17 protein-coding genes, 1 tRNA gene, 1 pseudogene and 1 riboswitch are annotated in these 23,788 nt (G+C 74.1%); of the genes and pseudogenes, 9 read left to right on the top strand and 10 right to left on the bottom strand.

The genetic code is table 11. The annotated features are described in order from the left end of the window. Window positions 1–13: 13 nt before the first annotated feature. Entirely contained in the window at window positions 14–1,912 is a 1,899-nt protein-coding gene (locus ACU6P3_RS17870) for an ATP-binding SpoIIE family protein phosphatase (RefSeq protein ID WP_447193181.1), read from the bottom strand. Window positions 1,913–2,145: 233 nt separating this feature from the next. Then, entirely contained in the window at window positions 2,146–3,615 is a 1,470-nt protein-coding gene (locus ACU6P3_RS17865; RefSeq protein WP_447193180.1) for an NAD(P)/FAD-dependent oxidoreductase, read from the bottom strand. A 336-nt stretch (window positions 3,616–3,951) separates the two neighbouring features. Here ACU6P3_RS17865 and ACU6P3_RS17860 point away from each other — a divergent pair, with 336 nt between their 5' ends. Continuing rightward, window positions 3,952–4,764: a TetR/AcrR family transcriptional regulator gene (locus tag ACU6P3_RS17860; protein WP_447193179.1), complete on the top strand. Its 813-nt coding sequence runs from the start codon at window positions 3,952–3,954 to the stop codon at window positions 4,762–4,764. 263 nt (window positions 4,765–5,027) lie between these two features. After that, window positions 5,028–6,962 carry a sigma-70 family RNA polymerase sigma factor gene (locus ACU6P3_RS17855; protein WP_447193178.1) on the top strand — a complete coding sequence of 645 codons (1,935 nt, stop codon included), beginning with the start codon at window positions 5,028–5,030 and terminating at the stop codon, window positions 6,960–6,962. A gap of 222 nt (window positions 6,963–7,184) precedes the next feature. Here the strand turns inward: ACU6P3_RS17855 and ACU6P3_RS17850 are convergent, their stop codons facing one another. After that, entirely contained in the window at window positions 7,185–9,299 is a 2,115-nt protein-coding gene (locus ACU6P3_RS17850; protein ID WP_447193177.1) for an asparagine synthase-related protein, read from the bottom strand. Between the two features lie 778 nt (window positions 9,300–10,077). Here ACU6P3_RS17850 and ACU6P3_RS17845 point away from each other — a divergent pair. The 4 genes from ACU6P3_RS17845 (at window position 10,078) to ACU6P3_RS17830 (ending at window position 15,733) form a co-directional block, all read left to right on the top strand. After that, complete coding sequence (locus tag ACU6P3_RS17845) at window positions 10,078–11,592, top strand: NsdA family TPR-like regulatory protein (protein ID WP_447197939.1); 1,515 nt, start codon at window positions 10,078–10,080, stop codon at window positions 11,590–11,592. Window positions 11,593–12,008: 416 nt separating this feature from the next. Next, window positions 12,009–13,226, top strand: coding sequence for an L-2-hydroxyglutarate dehydrogenase (gene lhgD / locus ACU6P3_RS17840; protein WP_447193176.1), 1,218 nt, complete (start codon window positions 12,009–12,011; stop codon window positions 13,224–13,226). Between the two features lie 202 nt (window positions 13,227–13,428). Next, on the top strand, window positions 13,429–14,178 hold the full coding sequence (gene trmB, locus ACU6P3_RS17835; RefSeq protein ID WP_447197938.1) for a tRNA (guanosine(46)-N7)-methyltransferase TrmB: 750 nt from the start codon (window positions 13,429–13,431) through the stop codon (window positions 14,176–14,178). Between the two features lie 256 nt (window positions 14,179–14,434). Continuing rightward, the gene (locus ACU6P3_RS17830; RefSeq protein ID WP_447197937.1) at window positions 14,435–15,733 is read left to right on the top strand and encodes a PrsW family intramembrane metalloprotease; all 1,299 of its coding nucleotides are present in this window, start codon (window positions 14,435–14,437) and stop codon (window positions 15,731–15,733) included. 251 nt (window positions 15,734–15,984) lie between these two features. On the opposite strand, the gene ACU6P3_RS17825 is transcribed toward ACU6P3_RS17830, so the two are convergent. The 4 genes from ACU6P3_RS17825 to ACU6P3_RS17810 form a co-directional block, all read right to left on the bottom strand. Further along, on the bottom strand, window positions 15,985–17,028 hold the full coding sequence (locus ACU6P3_RS17825) for a M23 family metallopeptidase (protein WP_447193175.1): 1,044 nt from the start codon (window positions 17,026–17,028) through the stop codon (window positions 15,985–15,987). A gap of 11 nt (window positions 17,029–17,039) precedes the next feature. Further along, a riboswitch (cyclic di-AMP (ydaO/yuaA leader) is annotated at window positions 17,040–17,191 on the bottom strand. Window positions 17,192–17,596: 405 nt separating this feature from the next. Next, window positions 17,597–19,048 (bottom strand): PP2C family protein-serine/threonine phosphatase, encoded by a 1,452-nt coding sequence (locus tag ACU6P3_RS17820; protein ID WP_447193174.1) that lies wholly within the window; start codon window positions 19,046–19,048, stop codon window positions 17,597–17,599. Window positions 19,049–19,315: 267 nt separating this feature from the next. Beyond that, window positions 19,316–19,389: transfer RNA gene (locus tag ACU6P3_RS17815), tRNA-Met, on the bottom strand. Between the two features lie 84 nt (window positions 19,390–19,473). After that, window positions 19,474–19,737 carry a hypothetical protein gene (locus tag ACU6P3_RS17810; RefSeq protein ID WP_447193173.1) on the bottom strand — a complete coding sequence of 88 codons (264 nt, stop codon included), beginning with the start codon at window positions 19,735–19,737 and terminating at the stop codon, window positions 19,474–19,476. A 94-nt stretch (window positions 19,738–19,831) separates the two neighbouring features. Here ACU6P3_RS17810 and ACU6P3_RS17805 point away from each other — a divergent pair, with 94 nt between their 5' ends. After that, window positions 19,832–20,509 (top strand): HAD family hydrolase, encoded by a 678-nt coding sequence (locus ACU6P3_RS17805; protein ID WP_447197936.1) that lies wholly within the window; start codon window positions 19,832–19,834, stop codon window positions 20,507–20,509. Between the two features lie 28 nt (window positions 20,510–20,537). Here the strand turns inward: ACU6P3_RS17805 and ACU6P3_RS17800 are convergent, their stop codons facing one another. After that, window positions 20,538–20,753 (bottom strand): hypothetical protein, encoded by a 216-nt coding sequence (locus ACU6P3_RS17800; protein WP_447193172.1) that lies wholly within the window; start codon window positions 20,751–20,753, stop codon window positions 20,538–20,540. A 192-nt stretch (window positions 20,754–20,945) separates the two neighbouring features. Between ACU6P3_RS17800 and ACU6P3_RS17795 the strand changes: the two genes are divergently transcribed. Together ACU6P3_RS17795 and ACU6P3_RS17790 are read left to right on the top strand one after the other, a co-directional pair. Continuing rightward, entirely contained in the window at window positions 20,946–21,179 is a 234-nt protein-coding gene (locus ACU6P3_RS17795) for a hypothetical protein (protein ID WP_344279664.1), read from the top strand. Window positions 21,180–21,430: 251 nt separating this feature from the next. Beyond that, on the top strand, window positions 21,431–21,751 hold the full coding sequence (locus tag ACU6P3_RS17790; protein ID WP_447193171.1) for a hypothetical protein: 321 nt from the start codon (window positions 21,431–21,433) through the stop codon (window positions 21,749–21,751). A 66-nt stretch (window positions 21,752–21,817) separates the two neighbouring features. Here ACU6P3_RS17790 and ACU6P3_RS17785 read toward each other — a convergent pair whose 3' ends face one another. Both ACU6P3_RS17785 and ACU6P3_RS17780 read right to left on the bottom strand, forming a co-directional pair. Further along, window positions 21,818–22,561: an SDR family NAD(P)-dependent oxidoreductase gene (locus ACU6P3_RS17785; protein WP_447193170.1), complete on the bottom strand. Its 744-nt coding sequence runs from the start codon at window positions 22,559–22,561 to the stop codon at window positions 21,818–21,820. 499 nt (window positions 22,562–23,060) lie between these two features. Continuing rightward, a pseudogene (locus ACU6P3_RS17780) lies at window positions 23,061–23,728 on the bottom strand (hypothetical protein); the annotation flags it as partial. Window positions 23,729–23,788: the final 60 nt, after the last annotated feature.

Genomic DNA, 23,788 nt, shown 5'->3' with positions numbered 1-23,788 from the left:
CCGGCCGGCCCCCTCACTCCGGCAGGGCGAATTCGCACCACACCGCCTTGCCGCCGCCCGGCGTCCGGCGCGAGCCCCAGGACGAGGCGATCGCCGCGACGATCGAGATGCCCCGGCCCGCCTCGTCCGCCGGTTCCGCGCGGCGGCGGCGCGGCAGGTGGTCGTCGCCGTCGGTCACCTCGATGATCAGCCGACGGTCGGTACGGCGGAGTCTGAGGAGCATGGGCGGGGTGCCGTGCTGGAGGGAGTTGGCGACCAGTTCGCTCGTGGCGAGCACCCCCAGGTCGCGCAGTTCCACCGGAAAGCGCCAGGAGGCCAGCACGCCCGTGGCGAAGGCGCGGGCGCGCGGGGCGGCTTCGACGCCGCCGAGCAGGTCGAGCGCCGCGTTGTGGAAGAGCTCCGCGTCGGCTCCGGTACGGGCCGGGTGCTGGAGCACGAGCACCGCGACGTCGTCGTCGTGGTCGGCGGCGATGCCGAGGGAACGGAGCAGCCGGTCGCAGACGACCTGGGGCGTGCCCTGCGCACCGGAGAGCGCGCGTTCCAGGGAGGCGACGCCTTCGTCGATGTCCTCGCCCCGGCGTTCGACCAGACCGTCCGTGTACAGGACGGCGGTGGAACCGGGCGGGAGGGGGATCGAGCCCGAGGTGTGCAGCCAGCCCCCGGTGCCGAGCGGCGGTCCCGTCGGCTCCTCGGCGCGCCGGACCGTTCCGTCCTCGCTCCGTACGAGGATCGGCAGATGGCCGGCGGACGCGTAGACGAGCCGGCCCTCGTTGGGGTCGTGGACGGCGTAGACGCAGGTGGCGATCTGGTTGGGGTCGATCTCGGCGGCGAGTCCGTCCAGCAGTTGGAGGACCTCGTGCGGCGGCAGGTCGAGCCGGGCGTAGGCACGGACGGCGGTGCGCAGCTGGCCCATGACGGCCGCGGCGCGGACGCCGCGGCCCATGACGTCGCCGATGACCAGGGCGGTACGTCCGGCGCCGAGCGTGATCACGTCGTACCAGTCGCCGCCGACGGCCGCGTCCGCGCCGCCCGGCTGGTACGTGGCGGCCACGCGCAGGTCGTCGGGCTGCTCCAGCTCCTGCGGGAGGAGGGAGCGCTGGAGGGTGACGGCGGTCTGGCGGTGCCGTCGTTCGCTGGTGCGCAGCCGTTCGGCGGCCTCGGCGTGGTCCGTGACGTCGGCGGCGAAGACGAGCACACCGCCGGTGCCCTGGCAGTCGACGGGGGTGCAGGTGATGGTGTACGAGCGTTCGCCGCGCGGGGCGGGCGGCCGCGGGTGGTGTCCGGCCCTGCGGTCACGCTCCTGCTTGCGATCGCGATGGTGCTTGTGGTCGTCGTCCTGCTTGCGGGCGGCGGCCGGCCCGGGGGCCGGATCCGGCTCCGGAACGCCGTCCGGGGACGACGTGGACGGCTTGCTCGACGTGGCCGGTTTGGCCGGTTTAGCCGGCTTGCCGTCGGGGGACGCGTCGGCCGATTCCCGGTGGCCGCCCGGCTCGTGGGGCTGCGCCGGGGAGAGGACCTTGACCTTGCGGGACTTGACCGTACGGGGCCTGCCGCTGCGCAGCACCTGGTCCAGGAGCGGGAACAGGCCGAGTTCGGCCAGCTCGGGGCAGCACCGCGCCGCTGTGCCGCCGGTGGCTCGCGGTCCGAAGGCCGCCGCGTAGGCGTCGTTCACATACGCGATGCGGTGATCCGGACCGTACACGAGTGCGACAAGGGCAGGCAGGCCGTCGAACAGTTCGCGTACGGCGAGGGATTCCAGCGCCGGGACGTCCGGCTCCGGGTCCGGATCGGGCCCGGCCCCGGGCTGCCGCTCGTACTCACCACGGGCCGCCGGCACGGCGCCGCGGCCCGTCCGCGCCGCGGCGCGGCGCTGTGTACCGGGGAGCCGGGCGCTCCAACGCGTGAAGTTCACGGATTCTCAGCCTCATGGTGTCGTGTCGCTGCGTGGGCGGCGTAGGCGGTACTGCGGTTCCGCGTACCGCGGGGCTTCTGCTGGTCGTTCGGAGGGGCCGGCGGATCACTCTGTGCAGGTAGGAGCCCACCTATGGTCACACGTCCGGTGAGGCCCGGCCCGCGGGCGGGAGGTCGGTCGTACCCACGAGGCCGGAGCCGGGTCCGGTCGTACGTGCCGACCGGGCCCGTGCCTCACGTGTCGTCCGTGTCGTTCCTGTCCTTGGGACGTTCGCCGCCCGCGGCGAGCTTGAACTCGGCGCGCGGGTGTTCCAGCGAGCCGAGGGAAACGATCTCCCGTTTGAAGAGTCCGGAAAGAGTCCATTCGGCGAGGACTCGGGCCTTCCTGTTGAAGGTGGGAACGCGGCTGAGGTGGTAGACGCGATGCATCAGCCAGGCCGGATAGCCCTTGAGCTTACGGCCGTAGACATGCGCGACACCCTTGTGGAGGCCGAGCGACGCGACCGAACCCGCATAGGCGTGACGGTAGTCCTGGAGGGGTTCGCCGCGCAGGGAAGCCAGGATGTTTTCGGCCAGAACCTTTGCCTGCCGTACGGCGTGCTGCGCGTTGGGGGCGCACTCCTTGCCGGGCTCGTCCGAGGTCAGGTCGGGTACGGCCGCGGCGTCACCGGCCGCCCAGGCGTGCTCGACGCCTTCGACGCCGAGCCGTGCCGTACAGCGCAGCCGGCCGCGCGCGTCGCGGGGCAGATCGGTGGCGGCGAGGACGGGGTGCGGTTTGACGCCCGCGGTCCACACGACCGTACGGGTCGGGAAGCGGGCGCCGTCGCTCAGGACCGCCACCCGGTCCTCGCAGGAGTCGAGGCGTGTGTCGAGCCGTACGTCGATGTTGCGGGCGCGCAGCTCGCGCACGGTGTACCGGCCCATCTCCTCGCCGACCTCGGGCAGAATCCGTCCGGTGGCCTCGACGAGGATCCACTTCATGTCCTCGGGCTTGACGTTGTGGTAGTACCGCGTGGCGTAGCGGGCCATGTCCTCCAGCTCGGCCAGCGCCTCGACACCCGCGTAGCCGCCGCCCACGAAGACGAAGGTCAGGGCGGCGTCCCGGACCGCGGGGTCACGGGTGGAGGAGGCGATGTCCATCTGCTCGATGACGTGGTTGCGCAGGCCGATGGCCTCTTCGACGCTCTTGAAGCCGATGCCGTGGTCGGCCAGGCCGGGGACCGGCAGCGTACGGGAGACGGAGCCCGGGGCCAGCACCAGCTCGTCGTAGCGAAGTTCGACGGTGCCCGCGCCCTCCGCCTCGGTGCCGAGGGTCCTGAGGGTGGCGGTGCGGCGTGCGTGGTCGATGGCGGTGGCCTCGCCGATGAGGACGGTGCACCCGGGGAGCACGCGACGGAGGGGGACCACGACGTGGCGGGGCGAGATGTTCCCGGCGGCCGCCTCGGGGAGGAACGGCTGGTACGTCATATAGGGGTCGGGCGAGACGACGACGATCTCCGCTTCATCATGTGCGCCGTGCTGCCCCGGCCGACCGTGTTCTCTGCCCCCCTTGTCCCCGCTCCTGCTCTTCCTCCCCTTGGCTTTGAGCTTCCGCTGGAGGTGCAGGGCGGTGTACATCCCGACGTAGCCGCCGCCGACGACGAGAACGCGTGCTCCGGGCGCTGGTGCGGGGGTCGTCCCCTCGGAGATCTCAGCCTTCACCATCCCATGAGGCAACGGGCCCCGGTGTTTGTCCACAGGCACGACAGATTGTGTGACCGGAGGCCGCGGCGGGCGGCGGGCGGGGAAGGGCCCGGGGCTTTCGGCAGGGGCGCAGGTCAGCGGGGCGGGCGGGAGCGGTCGCCGGGGGTGGAAAGGCGTCTTGCCGGTCCTGGTCCGATCGGGGGGCACTATGTGCGGAACTACCCTCTTCTGAATTGCCCCGGGCTCAACTATGTTCGTATGTCGTCGGAGTGTCCAGCCTCCGACCGGTCCGGCAGCGTGCTGCCAGGACTCAGGGCGGGGAGTCTCCGGGGGGAGACATCATGTACCGGGGGAACAATGACACGCATTCAGGATTTACAGGGCCAGGCCGTTGTCGGCGCGGTGAGCACGTCCGGCGCCGGGCGGACGGGCGGCGGGGGGACCGGAGTCGGCGGGGCCGGGGCCGCCGTCGGCCGGTCGGCACCGCTGCGCGTGGACGCGCAGCGCAATCTGGAGCATGTTCTGCGGGCCGCCCGTGAGGTGTTCGGCGAACTCGGGTACGGGGCGCCGATGGAGGACGTGGCGCGGCGGGCCCGGGTCGGGGTCGGCACGGTCTACCGGCGCTTCCCGAGCAAGGACGTGCTGGTCCGGCGCATAGCAGAGGAGGAGACGTCCCGGCTCACGGACCAGGCGCGGACGGCCCTGGGACAGGAGGACGAGCCGTGGCCGGCGCTCTCCAGGTTCCTGCGTACGTCGGTGGCGTCGGGCGCGGGCCGGCTGCTTCCTCCGCAGGTGCTGCGGGTGGGTGTGGACGGCGAGGACACGGCGGAGACCGGCGGTCCCTCGGCGGGCGGGCTGCGCGACGTGCCCGAGGAGGCGCGGGTGCCGCAGCAGCGGCAGGCCGGTCAGCCTGATCTGCGCGTGGTCGGCCGACCAGGCCCGGACACGCCGGCCGATGACCCGGGCGCGGTGGAACTGCTGGACGTCGTGGGCCAGTTGGTGGACCGGGCGCGGCAGGCGGGTGAGCTGCGGGGTGATGTGACCGTGGCGGACATCCTGCTGGTGATAGCCACGGCCGCGCCCTCGCTGCCGGACGCGGCGCAGCAGGCGGCGGCCTCGGCGCGGCTGCTCGACATCCTGCTGGAGGGACTGCGGCCCCGACCCGCGTGAGCCGTGCTCGTCGGATCGGCCGACCCGCGTGAGCGGTGCGGACGCCCCCCGGCAAGGGGGCGTCGTCGAACTGAATGTCAGATGAGGGGCGTTGACCATTCCCCGGAAGGGTGAAGGTCAAAGCTCCTTCTCCGGAAACGTCCCCGGACGAGTGGTTGCGGGCTCGAAGGGCTGGGCCGCGCGACGCACTGTGGCACGCTGACCCGATGTTGGGGTCAAAGCGCGCGTGAAGTGTGCGTGGGTGCGTTACGGGGGCTTCCGCGATGAGCGGTGACGGACGGGACGAATCGCTCGGTGGCGGCGGGGACGCACGGAGGGCGCCGGACCGGCAGGTGCCGAGCCAGGGCGGACGGGGACGAGGAAGCGGGACCCCGGGCGCGGGCGGGGGCGACGCCGGGGCCGGTGCCGGTGTCGGGGCCGGTGTCGGCTCCCGGGCGGAAGGTGACTCATGGGCGACGGACACCTCACGGGCCGTCGGACTTCCGCCGTCGGACGGCGAGTTGCTGCAGCGGATGCGCGACGGCGACGACAGCGCGTACGCGGAACTGTTCCGTCGGCACTCGAACGCCGTGCGCCGGTACGCCCGTACCTGCTGCCGGGACGCGCATACCGCCGACGACCTGACGGCAGAGGTCTTCGCCCGCACGTTACAGGCCGTACGGGGCGGTGCGGGGCCCGAGCAGGCGGTGCGGGCGTACCTGCTGACGACCGTACGGCGGGTGGCCGCGAGCTGGACGAGGTCCGCCCGACGGGAGCAGTTGGTCGAGGACTTCGCGGTGTTCGCCGCGCAGTCCGGCCGCGCCTGTGAGGTCTCCGAGGCGGAGACGACGGACCTGGGTGCCGAGGTGCTCGCGATGCGCGAGGCCGAACGCTCGATGGCGGTGCGGGCGTTCCGGAGCCTGCCCGAGCGCTGGCAGGCGGTGCTCTGGCACACGACGGTCGAGAAGGAGTCGCCGAGCGAGGTCGCGCCGCTGTTCGGGCTGTCCGCCAACGCCACGGCCGTCCTGGCCGGCCGGGCGCGCGAGGGGCTCAAGCAGGCATATCTGCAGGCGCATGTGAGTGCCGCCCTCACCTCGGGGGGCGACTGCGCCCGGTACGCCGACCGGCTCGGGGCGTATGCCCGGGGCGGCCTGCGGACACGCGCCGAGCGCGGGCTGCGCAAGCATCTGGCGGAGTGCGCGAAGTGCCGCCTCGCGGCGGGGGAGCTGGCCCAGGTCAACAGCGCCATCCCGGCGCTGCTGCCGGTCGCGGTGATCGGCTGGTTCGCCGCCGGTTTCTCGCTCAAGGCCGCGGGAGCCGTGGCGGGCGGTGTCGCGGGAGCGGCGGGAGCGGGTGCCGCCGCCGCGGCGACGGGAGCCACCGGTGCGGTGGCAGGGGCTTCGGGCGCGGGCGGTGCGGCCGGGGCCACGGGGGCGGGCGGGGCCACGGGAGCGGGCGGGGCCACGGGAGCGGGTGGGGCCGGTGGGGGCGCTTCCGGCGGAGGGCAGGGTGGCGCCGCCGTGTCGGAGGGGATCGGTGCCCCGCTGAAGGCGGGGATCGCCGGGTTGGTGGCGGTCGCGGCGACCGCCGGGCTCGTCTACGCGCTGGTCAGGGACGCCGAGCAAGCCGCGCCGCCGAAGGCGAGGCCGCCGGTCGCGCAGCCCGTCGTCCCGCGCTCCCCCGTGCCCGGGCCGCCCGAGCCGGCCGAACCTGCCGCGCCCCGGCCCGGGCCGAGTGAGGCGCCTCCGACCCCTCCTTCCACGAAACCCGCGCCGTCCACGGCCCCGAAGCCGGCGCCGCCCCCGGCCCCGGTGGCCGCGTCGGCTCCACCTCCGAAGGCGTCACCGCCCGCCGGTGCGCCGCCGGCGCGGCCACCGGCGTCCCCGGCCCCCGGGCCGATGGTGCCGCCCACCCCCGCGCCCGGCTCCCCGCCGAGCCCGGAGCCACCGCCGCCCACGTCGGCCGAGTACCGACTGAGCCTGCTGGCGTACGCGGTCCTCGGCGACGGCACCGAACCGGAGGCGCGGCCGGACGGCGGCGGCCGGCTCCGGCAGCGGGTCGGCCTGTCGGTCGGCGGCGTCCGCATCGGTCACGGCGCGACCATGCGGGCCGGGTCGTCCGTCACCGTCGACCTCGACCGCCCCCGTGCCGCGTACACGGCCTCGATCACAGTGGACGGCCCGACGCCCGTGCCGCGTCAGCCCAGGTCCGCCCGGTAGCGACGCGTCCTGGTGCGGTCCGGCGCAAGGCGCCGGACCGGCCCCGTAGTGGCCTGCTCGTCGGTTCGGCAACGCCGCGGCCGGCCGTGCCGGGGCGGCGAGTGGAGCGAGCCCGGGCTGACGCGGCACCAGGCACCGGTTCCGCGAGCTTCTCCGTGTACGGGGGACGGCGGGCGGCCGTGGCGGTCGCCCGTCCCGCGCTCCCGACGCCCGCGGCCGCGTTCACCCGTGCAGCGACGGCCTCGGCACCACTCCGCCCGCCACCGCGCGCTGCCTCGGCGCCGCCGTCCCCGTCCAGCAGGTGCCGCGCCGCGCCAGCAGCCGCCGCAGCCACAACTCCGTGGAGACCAGGTCCGCGATCCCGTCCAGCGGGACCGGTTCGCCCTCCGCCGCCGCGCGCAGCGCCTTGCGTACGACACGGGCCTCCACCAGGCCCGCGTCCGCCAGCAGCGGCGCGTCGAAGAGGGTGATCAGCGCGCCGACGGCCGCCCGCAGGCCCGTGTGGGCCGCCGCGGCCTCGCTCGGGCGGGACGTGGCGCCCCAGCCCGGCGGCAGGTCGTGGATACCGGCTCCGGCGAGCACGGTGCGCAGGATCTCCGCGCGGGCGCCCGGCTGGACCCGCAGCGCCTCGGGGAGCTCACGGCAGGCCCGTACGACCTGGTTGTCCAGGAAGGGGGCGTGCAGGCGCTGGCTGCGGATCTCCGCGGCCTGTTCGAAGACCCGGTGGTCGGCGGCGTGGCGGGCCAGCGCGGCGCGGGCGCGCGCCTCGCCGGGGCGCTGGACGGAGGTCGGCCGGGTCGCCGCGCCCGTCAGCCGAACCGATACTTCGGCGAGCGCCTCACCCGTCAGCCAGCGCGCGGCGGGCCCGGGTCTCGACCAGGTCATGGCGGCCAGCGAAGCGCCCAGCGGGCCGTTCGCGGCGGCGGACAGCGGAGCCCTGTTGGCCTCGGGCAGCCGGGCGGCGGCCTCTTCGAGGCCGGTGCGGTACGGCGTACGCGCCAGGCGCCGGGCGGCCCGGTAGACGGTCAGCGGGATGAACACCGAGGCCGGCGAGGGTCTTTCGGCCCGGGCGAGCGCGGTGACCGGCTGCAGCAGGTGGCGTCTGCGCCGGTCGAGCAGCAGATCGGCCAGGCGCGCGGGGTGCGCGTCGAGCACTTCGCGCGCACCCCCGCCGGTGAAGTGGTCGGCGCTGCCCGCAGCGAGCCGGCGGCGGTGCCGTTCGGCGGTGACCAGGGACGGCCCCGGCTCGTCGGTGAGCGGTCCCTCCAGTTCGGCGTACGGGAGCGCCTCGTCGCCCGCCGGGACGACGACGTGGTGCAGCCGGGGGTTGGCGGCCATGACGCGGGCCCGTTCCAGTTCGGCCTCGTCGTGTCCGGCGGAGGACAGGTCGTTGAAGGTGACGGCGAGCAGCCGTTCCCCGGCGCCCGTGCCGTGCCCGAGGACGGTGCCGGGCGCGCCGGGCAGCCCGGCGGCCAGCAGCGCGAGGGTGGCGGACGCGCTGCCGCCGGACAGGTCCGCGCCGATGCCCGGCACCGGCGCCCCGCGCGCCGCGCGCCGGTCCGCCGGGCCCATGCCGGGGACGGGCCCGGGGTCGGGCGGCAGGGTCGTCTCGGGCGCGTGCCGGGGCGCCAGGAGCCTGGCCCGTACGGCGTCGACGAGCGCGTCCCGTACGCCCTCGACCGCCAGGTCCGGGTCCCGCTGGGGGCCCGCGACGGCGAGCGAGGCGACCGGTTCGTAGCCGGTGATCTCGCGCGAGCCCTCGCGCAGGACCAGCGCGTGGCCCGGCGGGATGCGCTTCACGCCCTCGTACGGGGTGGAGTCGCGCAGCGCCTCGGGGGTCTCGGGGCAGGCCAGCAGCGCCGCCAGGTGCCCGATGTCGAGCTGGGCCTCTATCAGGTCGGCCAGGGGCAGGGCGGCCGTCGCGTACGCCGTGCCGTTCGCCCAGGGCGTGTAGAAGACGGGCCGGGCGCCGGCCAGGTCACCGACGACGGTGACCCGACGGCCGATCTGGGCGACCGCCGTGTAGCTGCCCGGCCAGGCGGTCAGATGGCGCAGCGCCCCGCCGCGGGCCGCGAACAGGCCGACCCGCAGCTCCTCGTCACCGGCCCCGCACGAGCCGAGCACGGCGAGCCGGGTGAACTGGTCGACCGTCACGACCCGTACCTCGTCGGGCCGCCAGTCGCCGACGGCCCACAGCGGGTCCGGGTCGCCCCACAGGAGCTGGGAACCGACCGGGTGCACCGTGCCGCCGCCGTCGCCGATGTCGTCCACCGGGCCGACCGATCCGGCCGTCCCGAAGCGCGCGGCGATACTGCTCCACCCCACCAACCAGCGCATCGCCGCCTCCACGTTCGCGCGTCCACAGCCTGTGGACGAGGCCGTGCGTCACGTCACCGGCGCCGGCGCGTCCACCGCGTCGACCGGTCCCGCCACGTCCGTCGCTTCGACCGAACCGCCGCGTACGACGATCCCGCCGTGTCCGCCACGTACAACGGTCCCGACGTGTCGTCCGTGCCGTCGCGTCCGCCCCGTCCGTCATGTCAGCCTCGGCTGCCGGGCCGGACCCGAGCCCGTACCGGAGCCGTTCGGGAACATGCTGCCATGACAACAGCGCACAGGAGGGGCTACGGAAGCGCGGGTGACGAGAGGAATGCGCCCCTGGCATTCGCCACATGGCGAAGACATGACCCTCGCCCGATGGGCATGATTCGGCCAATCTCCGTGCCGCGCACGGCGCTTCGACGCCGGCGCGCGCTCGGTCCGGAAGGCGCGGCACGCCTCCCGGACCGATCCGCCGCCCGCGGGGATTGGGGCGGCGGTATCCCCCAGCCCACTGGTTCCAGTACGCAGTGGGCCGACCCACGCAGGTCTCATGGAAGCGCCCCCTCTTGATCCAGGTGAAGAGCGCACGGCCGGGCGCACGGCCACACAGGCGGAGCACGGGGCCCCGGTAAGGGCCCCGCGGCCCCGCGACGCCCCCCGGAGGCACGGACAACAATCCCGCCATACGGAAGTCCGCCCCTTAACGGTCGGGATGTGTCGAACTACGCTGGGTTTACGAATGCCGCGCGCCTATGCCGCGGACGCGGCGGCCGTCTGTGTCGAGGGGTGGCGCATGTCCAGGGAGCAACGCGGGCCGAACGAAAAACTCGGCACTGTTCTCGCCCTCGCGGGAATCAGCAACGCCGGCCTCGCCCGAAGGGTCAACGACCTCGGCGCCCAGCGCGGTCTGACCCTTCGTTACGACAAGACGTCGGTGGCCCGCTGGGTGTCCAAGGGGATGGTGCCGCAGGGGGCGGCGCCGCATCTGATCGCGTCCGCGATCGGGGCGAAACTGGGACGCCCCGTCCCGCTTCATGAGATCGGCCTCGCCGACGCGGATCCGGCCCCCGAGGTCGGGCTGGCCTTCCCGCGTGACGTCGGGGCGGCGGTGCACGCGGCGACGGAGCTGTACCGGCTGGACCTCGCGGGCCGGCGCGCGGGCAGCGGGGGCATCTGGCAGTCGCTGGCCGGATCTTTCGCAGTGAGCGCTTACGCCACTCCCGCCTCTCGCTGGCTGATAACCCCCGCCGACTCCTCGGTGGCCCGGGACACGGCCGTCGCGGAGGCGGCGCAGGGAGCGCACGGCGGAGGCGCCGGGGGCAGCGGGGGCGGACCGGGCGCGGACGGCGCCGGTCCGGGCGCGGGAGGCGCGCAGGGGGAGATATCCGCGCTGCGCGTGGGCCACAGCGATGTCGCCAAGCTGCGGGAGGCCGCGTCCGACGCCCGCCGCTGGGACTCCAAGTACGGCGGCGGGGACTGGCGTTCGTCCATGGTGCCGGAGTGCCTGCGGGTGGACGCCGCGCCGCTGCTCCTCGGGGCGTACAGCGACGAGGTGGGCCGGGGCCTGTTCGGGGCGACGGCCGAACTGACCCGGCTGGCGGGCTGGATGGCCTTCGACACCGGCCAGCAGGAGGCCGCACAGCGCTACTACATCCAGGCCCTGCGCCTGGCCCGGGCCGCCGCCGACGTACCGCTGGGCGGCTACGTGCTCGCTTCGATGGCGCTCCAGGCGATCTACCGCGGCTTCGCGGACGAGGGCGTGGACCTGGCACAGGCGGCGCTGGAGCGCAACCGGGGCCTGGCCACGGCGCGCACGATGAGCTTCTTCCGGCTGGTGGAGGCGCGCGCGCACGCGAAGGCGGGTGACGCGGTGGCGGCCGGGGCGGCCCTGAAGGCGGCCGAGGGCTGGCTGGAGCGCTCGCGGGACGGCGACGCGGACCCGGCGTGGCTGGGCTTCTACTCGTACGACCGCTTCGCGGCGGACGCGGCCGAGTGCTACCGCGACCTGAAGGCACCGCGCCAGGTGCGGCAGTTCACGGAGCAGGCGCTGTCCCGACCGACGGAGGAGTTCGTGCGCTCGCACGGCCTGCGCCTGGTCGTCAGCGCGGTGGCCGAGCTGGAGTCGGGCAATCTCGACGCGGCCTGCGCGGCGGGCACGCGCGCGGTGGAGGTCGCCGGGCGGATCTCGTCGGCGCGGACGACCGAGTACGTACGGGACCTGCTGCACCGCCTGGAGCCGTACGGGGACGAGCCGCGCGTGGTCGAACTGCGCGAGCGGGCGCGCCCGCTGCTGGTGGCACCGGCGTAACGGGCGGGACGCACCGGCCCATCCGGCGGTGCCGGGCGTGCGCGACCGTCGGCACCGGGTCGTGCCCGGCCGTGCCCGGGGCCGCCCGGTCGCCCCGGCCGTGCCCGGGGCCGCCCGGTCGCCCCGGCCTTGCCCGGGGCCGCCCGGCCGACGGCTGAGGCACGACGGAGCGGCGCCACGGCTGCGGCGCCACGGCTGCGGCTCGACGGCTGTGATGCCACGGCTGCGGCTCGACGGCTCCGACCGCGTCGGGTCGCGCTCGATCGGCCACCGCCCGGTCGCCACACGGTCACCGCCCGGCCGCCGGACGGCCCCCGGCGGTCCGGCTCCCCCGTTTTCCTGTCGAACCGGCGCGCTCTCGGGTTTAAGCGCGTTGTCAGCGGGCCAGTGCACTATCGGGGTGGGAGGTGACGGCGATGGGCGGACGCGCCGGGTTCGACTGCGACGTGCTGGTGATCGGTGCCGGGATCATCGGTCTGTCGACGGCGTACGCCATCACTCGTGCCGCCCCCGGGACCCGGATCGTGGTGCTGGAGAAGGAGCACGGGCCCGCGCGGCACCAGACGGGCCGCAACAGCGGAGTGATCCACAGCGGGGTGTATTACCGGCCCGGCTCGCTCAAGGCGCGGTACGCGGTGCGCGGCGGTGCCGAGATGGTCAAGTTCTGCGCCGAGTACGGCATCGCGCACGAGATCACGGGCAAGCTGATCGTCGCCACGCGGCGGGACGAGCTGCCCCGGCTGCACGCCCTGGTCCAGCGCGGCCGGGAGAACGGGATCCCGGTGCGCGAGCTGGGCCCCGCGCAGATCACCGATTACGAGCCGCAGGTGCGCGGCCTCGCGGCCATCCACGTCGGCACGACCGGTGTGTGCGACTTCACGGCGGTCGCGCGCCGGCTCGCGGAGTCGGCGGAGGCGTCGGGCGCGTCCGTGCGGTACGGCGCGGAGGTCGCGGCCGTCGACCGCCGCCCCTGGGGCATCGCGGTCCGGACGGCGACGGGCCAGGTGGTCCGGGCCCGGGCGCTGGTGAACTGCGCGGGGCTGCACTGCGACCGGGTGGCGCGGCTGGCGGGCGACGAGCCGGAGATGCGGATCGTGCCGTTCCGCGGTGAGTACTTCGAACTGGCCCGGCCCGGTCTCGTCCGGGGGCTGGTCTATCCGGTGCCGGACCCGGCCTTCCCGTTCCTGGGGGTGCATCTGACCCGGGGCGTCGACGGACAGGTCCACGTGGGGCCGAACGCGGTTCCGGCGCTGGCCCGGGAGGGGTACGCCTGGTCCGACGTACGCCCGGCCGAGCTGGCCGGGACGCTCGGCTGGCCGGGCGCCTGGCGGATAGCCCGGAGGCACTGGCGATACGGGGCGGGCGAGCTGCACCGCTCCCTCTCGAAGCACGCCTTCGCCACGGCGGTGCGGCGGCTGCTGCCCGCGGTCGAGGACGCGGACCTGCGGCCGACGGAGGCCGGCGTACGCGCCCAGGCCGTGCTGCGGGACGGCACCCTGGCCGACGATTTCCTGATCGCCCGGCGCCCGCGCACGATCCACGTCCTGAACGCCCCGTCGCCCGCGGCCACCGCGTCCCTGCCCATCGGGCGCGAGGTGGCCCGCCGGACACTGGAGCTGCTGACCGCGGGCTGAGGAGGGCGACGACCGGAAGGGGAACGGGAGAAAGCAGAAGAAAGCTGGAGAAACAGGGGAAAACAGGGGGCGGCCCGGTCTCCGTAGAATCGGAAGCACTGTGGCCGAGCACGAGAAGACCGAGATGACTGACATGGCCGAGACGGCCCAGCCGACCGAGACCGGCCGACCGACCGGTGCGGCGCCCAGCGCCGGCGACCGGATGATGAGCCGGATGTTCCCGGACGGGTCCGGGCCCGCCGCCGATCCCGCCGGGTCGCACTTCGAGCGGCGCATCCGCAGTTTCCAGCCGCGTCGCAGCCGGGTCACCGCGGGCCAGGGCGATGCGCTGCGGCGGCTGTGGCCGGTGTGGGGCCTGGACATCGACGGGCAGCGGGTCCTGGACCTGGACGAGATGTTCGGGGGGCTGCCGGTCGTTCTCGAGATCGGCTTCGGGATGGGCGAGGCCACCGCGCGGATGGCCGCCGACGACCCCAACACCGGCATCCTCGCCGTCGACGTGCACACGCCGGGCCAGGGCAACCTGCTGGGTCTCGCAGAGCGCGCCGGACTCACCAACGTACGCGTGGCGAACGGGGACGCGATCATCTTGCTCCGCGAGATGGTTCCGTCCGCGTCCCTCGACGGACTGCGGATCTACTTCCCCGACCCGTGGCCCAAGAAGCGGCACCACAAGCGGCGGCTGATCCAGCGGGAGTTCCTCACGCTGGCGGCGGGAGCGCTCAAGCCCGGCGCCGTCCTGCACTGCGCCACCGACTGGGAGCCGTACGCCGAGCAGATGCTCGCGGAGCTCACGGCACACCCGGCCTTCGAGAACACCGCGCCCGGTGGCGGCTACGCGCCACGCCCCGCGTACCGTCCGCTGACCCGGTTCGAGGGACAGGGCCTGGAGAAGGGACATGTCGTGCACGACCTGCTGTTCCGCCGGACCGAGGGGCCACTCGCGGAGTGACCGGGACCCGTTGGCGGCGGACGCGTGAGCCCGGCCGTGCGCCTCTGGCGGTGCCCCTGGGCGCACGGCCCCAGGTGTGACCGAAGGCAATGGCGCTGGTCCGTCTCACGATGTCGGTCGTCACGATGTCGGTCGTCACGATGTCGGTCGTCACGATGTCGGTCGTCACGATGTCGGTCGTCGTCGTTAGGGTCGTCAGGTGTCAGAACCACATCCTCAACCCCCCGGCCCCACCGGTCCGCACGGCCGCCCGGAGATGCCCGTGTACGAGCGGCAGCTCCGGGACGGTGACCTGTGGGCCGCGGTGCCGGCCGCGGGCCGCGGGCGCTATCGGCCGCGCCGCGCGTTCTGGCGGCACGGAGCGTTCCGGGCCGCCGCCGTGTTCACGTTGCTGGCCCTCTGCGGGCTGCTGATCCTGGCGCTCGTGCGCGACGAGACCGGCACGCGCGGCTTCGTCGTGGGCCTCGGTCTGGCGGTCCTGCCGGTGCCGCTCCTCCTGGCGGCCTTCCGCTGGCTGGACCGGGTCGAGCCGGGCCCCTGGGCGAACCTGTGGTTCTCCTTCTCCTGGGGCGCCTGCGCGGCGGCCCTGATCTCGATCATCGCGAACTCCTTCGCGACGGAGTGGATCGCCACCGCCACCGCCGACCCGGCGAGCGCCGAATCACTCGGCGCCACGGTGATAGCGCCGGTCGTGGAGGAGAGCGCCAAGGCGGCCGGGGTCCTGCTCGTCTTCCTCTTCCGCAGGCGCGACTTCACCGGGCTCGTGGACGGCGTCGTGATCGCGGGCTTCACCGCCACCGGCTTCGCCTTCACCGAGAACGTGCTGTATCTCGGCAACGCCTTCGGCGAGGACGAGAACATGGGCCGCTCGGGTCTCGCCTCCGTCACGGTCGCGACCTTCTTCGTGCGGGTCGTCATGTCCCCGTTCGCACACCCGCTGTTCACCGTGCTCACCGGCATCGGATTCGGGCTGGCGGCAGCGGCCGCCGGGCGCCGCAGGGTCCGCCGGGTCGTCCTGCCGCTGCTGGGCCTGGCGCTGGCCATGGGCATGCACGCCCTGTGGAACGGCTCGACGGGCCTCTTCGGACCGTTCGGCTTCTACATCGTCTACGGGGCCTTCATGGCACCGGTGTTCGCGCTGCTGACCTGGTTGTCGATATGGACCCGGCAGCGCGAGCTGCGCACGATAGCGGCCGAGTTGCCCGCGTACGCCGCCGCCGGCTGGCTCGCCCCCGCCGCGGCGCACGCGCTCTCCTCGATGCGGGCGCGCACGATGGCACGTGACTTCGCGGGGCGGACGTACGGCGCGGCGGCGGCACGCTCGGTCGGGGAGTACGAGGCGTTCGCGACCTCACTGGCCTTCCTGCGCCACCGGGCCCACCGGGGCTCGGCGGAGCCGGACTTCGTGGCGCGCGAGCAGGAGCTGCTCCACCACCTGTGGCAGCGCAGGGACACGGCCGGGCCCGCGCTCACGTATGCGGCACGGGCCACGGGCCGGATGGCCGTACCGCCCCAGTACGTCGACTACGAGGACTACAACCCCTACCGCCATTAGCGGTGGGGGCCGGTGACGACTGGATGGCCGACTGCCGACTGCCGACGGACGGCACCGAGGGCCGAGGACCGGCGACCGGCGACCGGCGACCGGCGACCGACAGCAGACGGCCACGCGCCGGAGGGCCGGTCCGCGGTGTGCGGCCGGCCCTCCGGGGCGGGGACGTCGCTGTGGATCAGGAGGATCCGAGGATCACGGGGATCCGGGGATCCGGGGATCCGGGGATTACGAGGATCCGGGGATTCGCGGGATCAAGGAGTGACGCCCTTGCTCTGGAGCCAGGCCATCGGGTCGATGCCCGAGCCGCCCGCCGTGTGCACTTCGAGGTGCAGGTGCGCGCCGGTGACGTTCCCGGTCGCGCCGACCCGGCCGATGACCTCGCCCGCGGTGACCTTCTGGCCGGCGCTGACGGTCATCGAGGACTGGTGGGCGTACCAGATCTCCGTGCCGTCGTCGAGCTCCAGGACCGTCCGGTAGCCGTACGAGCCGGACCAGCCGGCCGACTTGATCGTGCCGCCGTGGACCGCCTTGACCGGCGTACCGGTCGGGGCGGCGAAGTCCAGGCCGGTGTGGTAGCCGGAGGACCACAGGGAGCCGGACTCACCGTAGGTGGAGGTCAGTGTGTACGAGGAGGTCGGCAGCGAGAAGCTGGCGGCCAGCTTGGCCAGGCGCTCGGCCTCCGCCTTCGCCCTGGCCTCCTCCTCGGCCTTCTTCTTCGCCTCGGCGGCTTCCTTCTCGGCCTGCGACTGCTGCTTGGCGGCGTCCGAGGCGGCCTTCTTGGCCGCCGCCGTCTCCGCGGCCGCCAGCCGCGCCGCCTCGGCCGCGGACTGCTGCTGCTCGGCCTGCTGGAGGATACGGGCGCGCAGCGCCTCGCCGGCGTCGGCGGTGCCCTGCTCCGCGTCCTCCGCGGTGAGCCCGGCGGTGGTGAGCGGCGCGCTCGCGAGGAGTTCGGTCTCGGAGTCGTCCGTCGCCAGCGAGCCCATGCCCGGCAGGGAGGAGGCGTCCGGAAGGTTGTCCGCGATGGCGTCGGGAAGGGATATGGAGACCGCGGGCTTGTCCTGCGCGGTGGCGATGCCACCCGCGCCGACGGCGGCGATGACGCCGACGCCGAGGACGGTGGAGCTGCGGGCCAGCCCGTTGCGCTTGCTGGTGACGCGGTGCCTGCCGCGGACGGGGCGAATGGATTCCGCGGTGGGATTCCACTCCCCCCACGTCGCCTCCGACTCCGTCGCGTCCGTCGCCGCGAAGGAGTGGGTTTCGATGGTGGCCGCGGGGGCAGGCTTGTTGGACGCCACTGGGGCGTGCTCCTTTCCTTCCTTCTCGCCTACCGGGTTAGCTGACGGGTTCGGAGCAGGAAGGTCTCCTACGGACGCTTCGGCCGCCAGGGCGGCAAAAGACGTCCGATTCACCCCATGTGGTGGTTCCCCGGTTCCTTGCGGGATTCGGCGCCGCGCACGGCGTCGTCTCTGGCGACGACTGGGACGACCGCGCTGCGTTATCGAACGTTAATAGACGTCGGGGCCTTATTCCAAGCTGTTCCCAGTGATCGTTAACAACTTCGCAACGGACGCACCAGCGCATACGCGGGCACAACAGGGCGAGTTGACCGCTCTTTGGGGACGACAACAAACCTGACGGTATGTCAACTGTTATGCGGAGGGAGATCTTTCGATTACGTACGGTGCCCATGGGTGCCCGATGGCGACTGCCGGCGGTCGGCGGTGCCCGGCAGTGCCCGGCTGTGCCCGGTGGCGGCAGCCGGGCGGCCCCGCGCGGTCCGACGGCGCCTCGCGATGCCCGTCGGTGTCCGGCGCACCGACCTGATCGTCACGGCGCCCCCGCCCGTCCGGTCCCCGCGGGCCGTCACAGCACGATCGGTATGGTCCGGCGGCGCTCCGTGGCCCCCTCGGGGGGTCTGGTGACCGCCAGCAGCGCCATGTCGTCCTGGCTGCCGCCGCCCGTGTGCACCCGTACGTCGTCGATCAGCGCCTGGAGCATTTCGTCGGGCCCCTGGAAGACCCGCCCGTCCAGCCGCTCGCTGGGGACGTAGAACACCCCCTGGGCGTTCCGCGCCTCGGAGAGGCCGTCCGTGTAGAAGAGCAGCGTCGCGCCGGGCGGGTACGCGGCCTGCTCGACCCGGTCCGGCCACCCGCCCAGCTCGCTCATCCCGAGCGGCAGCGCGGTGTCGCGGGGAGCCAGGGTCCGTACCGCGCCGTCGCCGTTCACGAGCAGCGGCTCCGGATGTCCTCGGTTCACCAGCCGGACGACGGCCCCGTCGGGCGGGATCTCGGCGAGGACGGCCGTCGTGAAGCCCTCGGCGGCGTCCAGCCCCTCCCGCCGCAGCATCTCGCGGGTCAGCGAGTGCTCCAGCCGGCGCGCGACCCCCTCCAGCGACGTCTCCTGCTCGGCGGCCTCCCGGAAGGCTCCGATGACGACGGCCACGGCCTCGACCGCCACCAGCCCCTTCCCCCGTACGTCACCGACCACCAGCCGCACCCCGTACGGCGTCTCCTGAACGGCGAACAGGTCACCGCCGATGAACGCGCCCTCCTGTGCCGCCTCGTACCGCGCGGCGACCCGCAGCCCGCCGATCCGCTCGGCGGGCCGGGGCAGCACGGCGCGCTGCGCGGTCTCGGCGATGATGCGGGCGGAGGCGAGGCGCTGACCGCTGCGGCGCACGACACCGTTGATGTACAGCGCGAGGCCGGCGACGACCAGGACGGTCAGCAGGCCGCTGATCCTCTGGGCCTGGTCCCCGGCACCGGCGTAGAGGTGCAGTCCCGACTCGGCGGCCAGCGCCGCCACGGCCACCAGCAGCGTGCCTCGCAGGGAGTAGAACGGGGCGGCGATCAGCGGGGCCGCGGCGAAGAGGGGGGACGCGGAGATGCGTGCGGGGGTGAAGTAGTCGTAGAGCGTCCCGGCGACGATGACGAGGGCGGGCAGGTAGCGCACGAGCCTGCGCCCGGCGGCGGCGCCCCGGCGGGGCCTCCGGGCATGACCGCCGCGTCCGCTGCCGGGGTTGTCGCCACGTCCGCCGCCGAAGCCACCGCCCAGACCACCGAGGTGGTGTCCGCCGAGGCCGCCGCGGTCGTCGCCCGAGCCCGAGCCCGAGCCCGAGTGGGCGCCCGATCCGGAGCCCGCGTTCGAGCCGGAGCCCGCCCCCGGGCCGGCTCCTGACCCGGTCCGCCCTGCCTGCCCGCGCGGCCCGCGCCCGGCGCGGCCCTCGTCCGGGCACGCGTCGGAGCCCCGCCCGCCCCCGGCGTTCGCACCGCCGACACGGCCGGCGCGTTCTCGCAGCTTCGTCAGCATCCCCACGAAAGGTCTCCTGCCGGTCCGCCTGCGGCTGCGGACGGTACCGCGCCCTGCCTATCCAGGCTGGCCGCTGTTCGCCCGAGCCGCGACCCGCCGTCCGCCGAGTGGGCGAAGCATCCAATACGTGGACAACGGGGCGGTCGGAAAACGACTGATGGAGCGGCCGGCCGGTCGGGGCCGCGGCGGGCGGCGCACCCATACGGGGCGGTGTGCGCCGGGACAACAGCGAAGGCCCGGATCCTCTGAGGATCCGGGCCTTCGCCCTACAAGTAGCGGGGACAGGATTTGAACCTGCGACCTCTGGGTTATGAGCCCAGCGAGCTACCGAGCTGCTCCACCCCGCGTCGGTGAACACAACTCTACGCCATCCTGAGCAAGGTCATGACCACATCCCGCCGCGGGCTGACGAAAGCCGCCGCGGGCCGGTGTCAGGCCGCCTCGACCACATCGGCCCGGACGGCGGCGGCCCACTCGACCAGCAGGCGCTGATAGTGCTCCTGCTCGGCAGGCGAGAGCGCACCGCCGGCCCGGCCCCACAGGGCCCGGATCTCCGCGTTGACCACAGCGGCGGAGCGAACGGCGGCCGTGGCGGCAGCCGCAGCCGCAGCGGCAGCGGCACCACCGTCGGCGGCGGCGTTGGCGGCGCGGTCGGTCACACGGTCGTCTGAGGAAGTGGGTGAGGATGCGGACATGGGTACTAGGCTACGGCCCGCCACTGACAATGGGCAGAGCGTGTCCCGTGATCCAACACCGGGAGTGGGGCCGATGGTTGATCCCTTGACGACCATGGAAACCATCGTGTGCGACATCGGCGAGACACTCGTCCGCGACGACCGCCAGTGGGCTTCGTGGGCCGACTGGCTGGGGGTCCCCCGGCACACCGTTTCCGCGCTCGTCGGCGCCGCCACCGTACGGAACCACGACGCCGGCGACGCGCTGCGGCTCCTCCGGCCGGGCCTGGACCTGGACGAGGCGTACCGGGCCCGGGAGGCGGCCGGGCACGGCGAGCACCTGGACGAGAGCGACCTCTACCCGGACGTACGGTCCGCCCTGGCCGACGTCCGCGCGCTCGGCGTCCGGGTGGTCCTGGCGGGCAACCAGACCCACCGGGCCGGTGAACTGCTGCGTGGTCTCGGCCTGCCCGCCGACCTCGTGGCGACCTCGGCCGAATGGGGTGTGGCCAAGCCCTCGCCCCAGTTCTTCGCACGCGTCATCGAGGTGGCCGGCACGGCGCCCGAGCGGACGGTGTACGTCGGTGACCACCCCGCGTACGACCTCTTCCCGGCGCGGGCGGCGGGCCTGCGCACGGCGCATCTGCGGCGCGGGCCGTGGGGCCACCTGTGGGCGGACGCCCCCGAGGTCGTGGCGGCGGCGGACTGGCGGATCGACGGCCTGGCGCAACTGACGGCGATCGCGGGCGGCGGCACCGGGAACACACCGGGCGAGCCGGACGCCGGCGGCTGAACCGCCTCCGGGAACGCCGCTCGAACACTCATGCGCCCGCGCCGTACTCGTGCGGCGCCCCGCCCTGCCACTCCACCCAGCGGGGATCGTCCAGCAGCTCCCACGCGTCCGGCAGCCCCGCCTGGCGCAGAAACTCGATCAGATGATCGTCCGAATGGGCGAGCCCCATGATCCGCCCCCGTACCGTGACCCGCCTGCCGCCCGTTCTGGACGGCCGGTGAACGACGATCGGAGCATCACCCATAGGCCCCAGGGTGCGACGTTCCGGACCGGTCCGCAGTTCCGGACGGTCCGCGGTCCCCGACGGTCCGCGGTTCCGGACGGTCCGCAGCGCCCGACGGCCCAGGACCTGTCCGGCTGTCACACCCCCACCCCTGCGGTTCGGTGGTCACACTCCGGCGCGGTGCCCGCGACGATGCTGGGTAACCTCCGGTACATGAGCGAGCACATCGGCACATGGCCTCCCGAGGTGGAGCCGGTCACGGCTCCCGAGCCGGAGGACGGCCCGCAGATCACGTACGCGGAGTGCCGCAAGTGCGGTACGCAGATCGCCGGCCTCGACGGCCGTTACAGCTGCGGGGTCTGCGGCTGGGTCAACCACCACTCCGAGGGCCACCGCCCCCTGCCCACCGCCGCCGAGGATCCGGACATGCAGAACCGCCTGGCCTGACCGCCGGGCCCGACGGCCCTGGCGGCCCGGCGGCCGACGTCCTGCCGACGGCCCACCGGCCGAGCGGCCCCGCCCGGCCGTGCGGACACACCGCCCCGGGCGCACACCGCCCCGTGCGGCGCCATCCGCCCGCCCCGGCCCCGCCCGGCCGTGCGGATCCACCCGACCGGGTGAGAACAGCCCGGACCGGCCCACACCCGTCACTCCATGGCATAGAACTCGTCCGTCCCCACAAGACGAGGTTGGACGCCATGGCGCTCATCTGCCCCCACTGCAAGGCCGCCGACGCGATCGCCTACGTGGAGAACGAGGACGGCCAGACCCTCTTCCCGTGCCTCTTCTGCGACCGCCCGCCGAGCCCCGGCCCGGTGCTCTCGACCGCCCGGGTGACCGCGCGGTGTTCCACCGCCGGGTGCGGCGGGATGGTCGAGGACCGCTACCGGTACGGCCCGGCCGGCCGCGTGCTCGCCGTGACCCGCAGAGCGTGCCGCGGCTGCGGATCCGCCAGGACGGGCCCGGCCGCCCGCACCCCCCACGCGGGAAACCGCACGCTCCCCTGTCCCCGCCTGTGACACGCCCCGCCGGCCGCACCGCCCCCGCCCGCCGGCGCGGCCGGGATCCCGAGGTGCCGGGCGGCCTCAGGCGGCGAAGCCACCGTCCACGGCGATGGCGGCGCCCGTGATGTACCGGCCGCCCGCACCGGCGAGGTGGGCCACGGTCGCGGCGACGTCCGACGGCTGCCCGTAGCGGCCGAGCGCGGTGAAACCCCGCTGCGTCTCGGCGCCCGGGCCGTCGGAGGGGTTCATGTCGGTCTCGATGGGCCCGGGGTGGATCAGGTTGGCCGTGATGCCCCTCGGCCCCAGCTCACGCGCGAGCGACTTCGTCAGGCCGGTCAGGGCGGTCTTGCTCGTCGCGTACAGGGACCCCCCGGAAAACGCGACGCGCTCGGCCATGCAACTGCCGATGTTGATGATCCGCCCTCCCTCGGTCATGTGCCGGAGCGCGGCCTGGGACGCGATGAACGGCGCCCGCACGTTGACGTTCAGCACGCGGTCGACGTCCGCCGGGGACAACTCCTCGACGGGGCCGAGCACACCGACCCCCGCGTTGTTGACGAGAATGTCGAGCCGGCCGAACTCGGCTGCGGCCTGATCCACCGCGTCACGCACCGCCACCGGATCCGCGCAGTCGGCGCTGACGGCCCAGGCGCGGCGGCCGAGAGCCTTGATCCGGTCCACCACGGACGCCGCGCGCTCGACACCGTGCTGACAGGTCAGCGCGACATCGGCGCCGTCCTCGGCCAGCCTCAGCGCGACCGCCTCGCCGATGCCCCGGCTGCCACCGGTCACGAATGCCACCTTGCCCTCAAGCACCGCGGTCATGTTCGCCCATCCCTCTGTCGTGTTCGCGGACATGCCGATGCTCGTACGTCCGGGGCGAGGAGTCTGGCGGCATTTCGACCTCACGTTCGGTTCCCACGTCCGGCCCGGGAGGCACACGCCGGTGGGGCGGGACGCGGCAGGCCGGTCGCGTCGGGTGAGTGCCGGCTCCAAGCCGCACGAGAGCGTCCAGGTTCTTGCGGCCGATGCCCGGTCGGCTGTGCGAGAGCCGGCCGTGGCCGCGCACACGAGTGGCGGCACCGATGGCGCGGGGACCGACGGACAGCCGTCCAGGCCCGCCTTCCCCGGCGCAGTGCCTCAGAGGTCGCGGCCTGCCGTTCGTCGTCGAGCGCCCCGACGAACTGCGCGGCCTCGCCATCGCGCTCGCCGACCGCCTCACGTCCTGCGCCCGCCGAGCCTGACGGCGAGGACCCGGTGCCATCAGGCGGCACACCGCGCGTCAGGTGACGGGTCCCGCCGTCGTTTCCGAGGTTCGCTCCCGCTATGTGAGGTAGACGGTCCCGTCGGTGGTGACGGTCGGGCGGCCGGAGGTTCCGACGACGACGATCTTGATGGTGTGTTTGGCGTTGGTGGACCAGGTCTTGGTCCAGATCGCGTCGCGGTACTTGGTGGTGGCGGACCTGGGGTCGACCGTCGCCGCCTTGGTGCCGTCCACGTAGACGTGTGCCTGGCCGGAGGACGAGGCGCGGGAGACGATCCAGGCCACCGACTTGCCGGTGAAGGTCCAGCTCAGGCTCGCGTTCTTGGCGGAGCTGGAAGAGGACTTGCCGCCGAGGTAGCTGCTGGAGGACTTGGCCGTCCAGCTGCCGGCCCGGGTGGCCGAGGTCTCCTGGACGATCACCGGCGTCTGGGTGACGGAGGCGTTCGCGGTGTTCCCCGCCTGGTCGTGGGCCGTCATCCTCCAGGCCGTCGGGTCAGGCCGGTGACGGGTCCCGCCGCCCAGGAGCGGAGGGTGGCGAGCTGCTGGTAGAAGGCGTCACCGGGGCACTGGGTGTTGTAGCCGTCGCGGTGGCCGTGGATCGTGGGGAACGCCATGCTGGCGCCCTTGGCCCATGTCTTGCCCATGTAGTTGCGGCCGCTGTCGCCCGCGGTGAGCGTGGTGGTGCCGGCCGGGTCGACACCGTACTGGCCGAGCTTCCACGCGGCGATCGGCGGCCGGGGCCCTCGAGGAAGACGACGGCGACGAGCTGCGCGTCAGCCCGGAAATCC

The sequence above is a fragment of the Streptomyces hebeiensis genome, assembly GCF_052983195.1.
The sequence above is the reverse complement of the archived record's forward strand: the minus strand, read 5'-3'. Positions and strand labels throughout refer to the sequence as shown.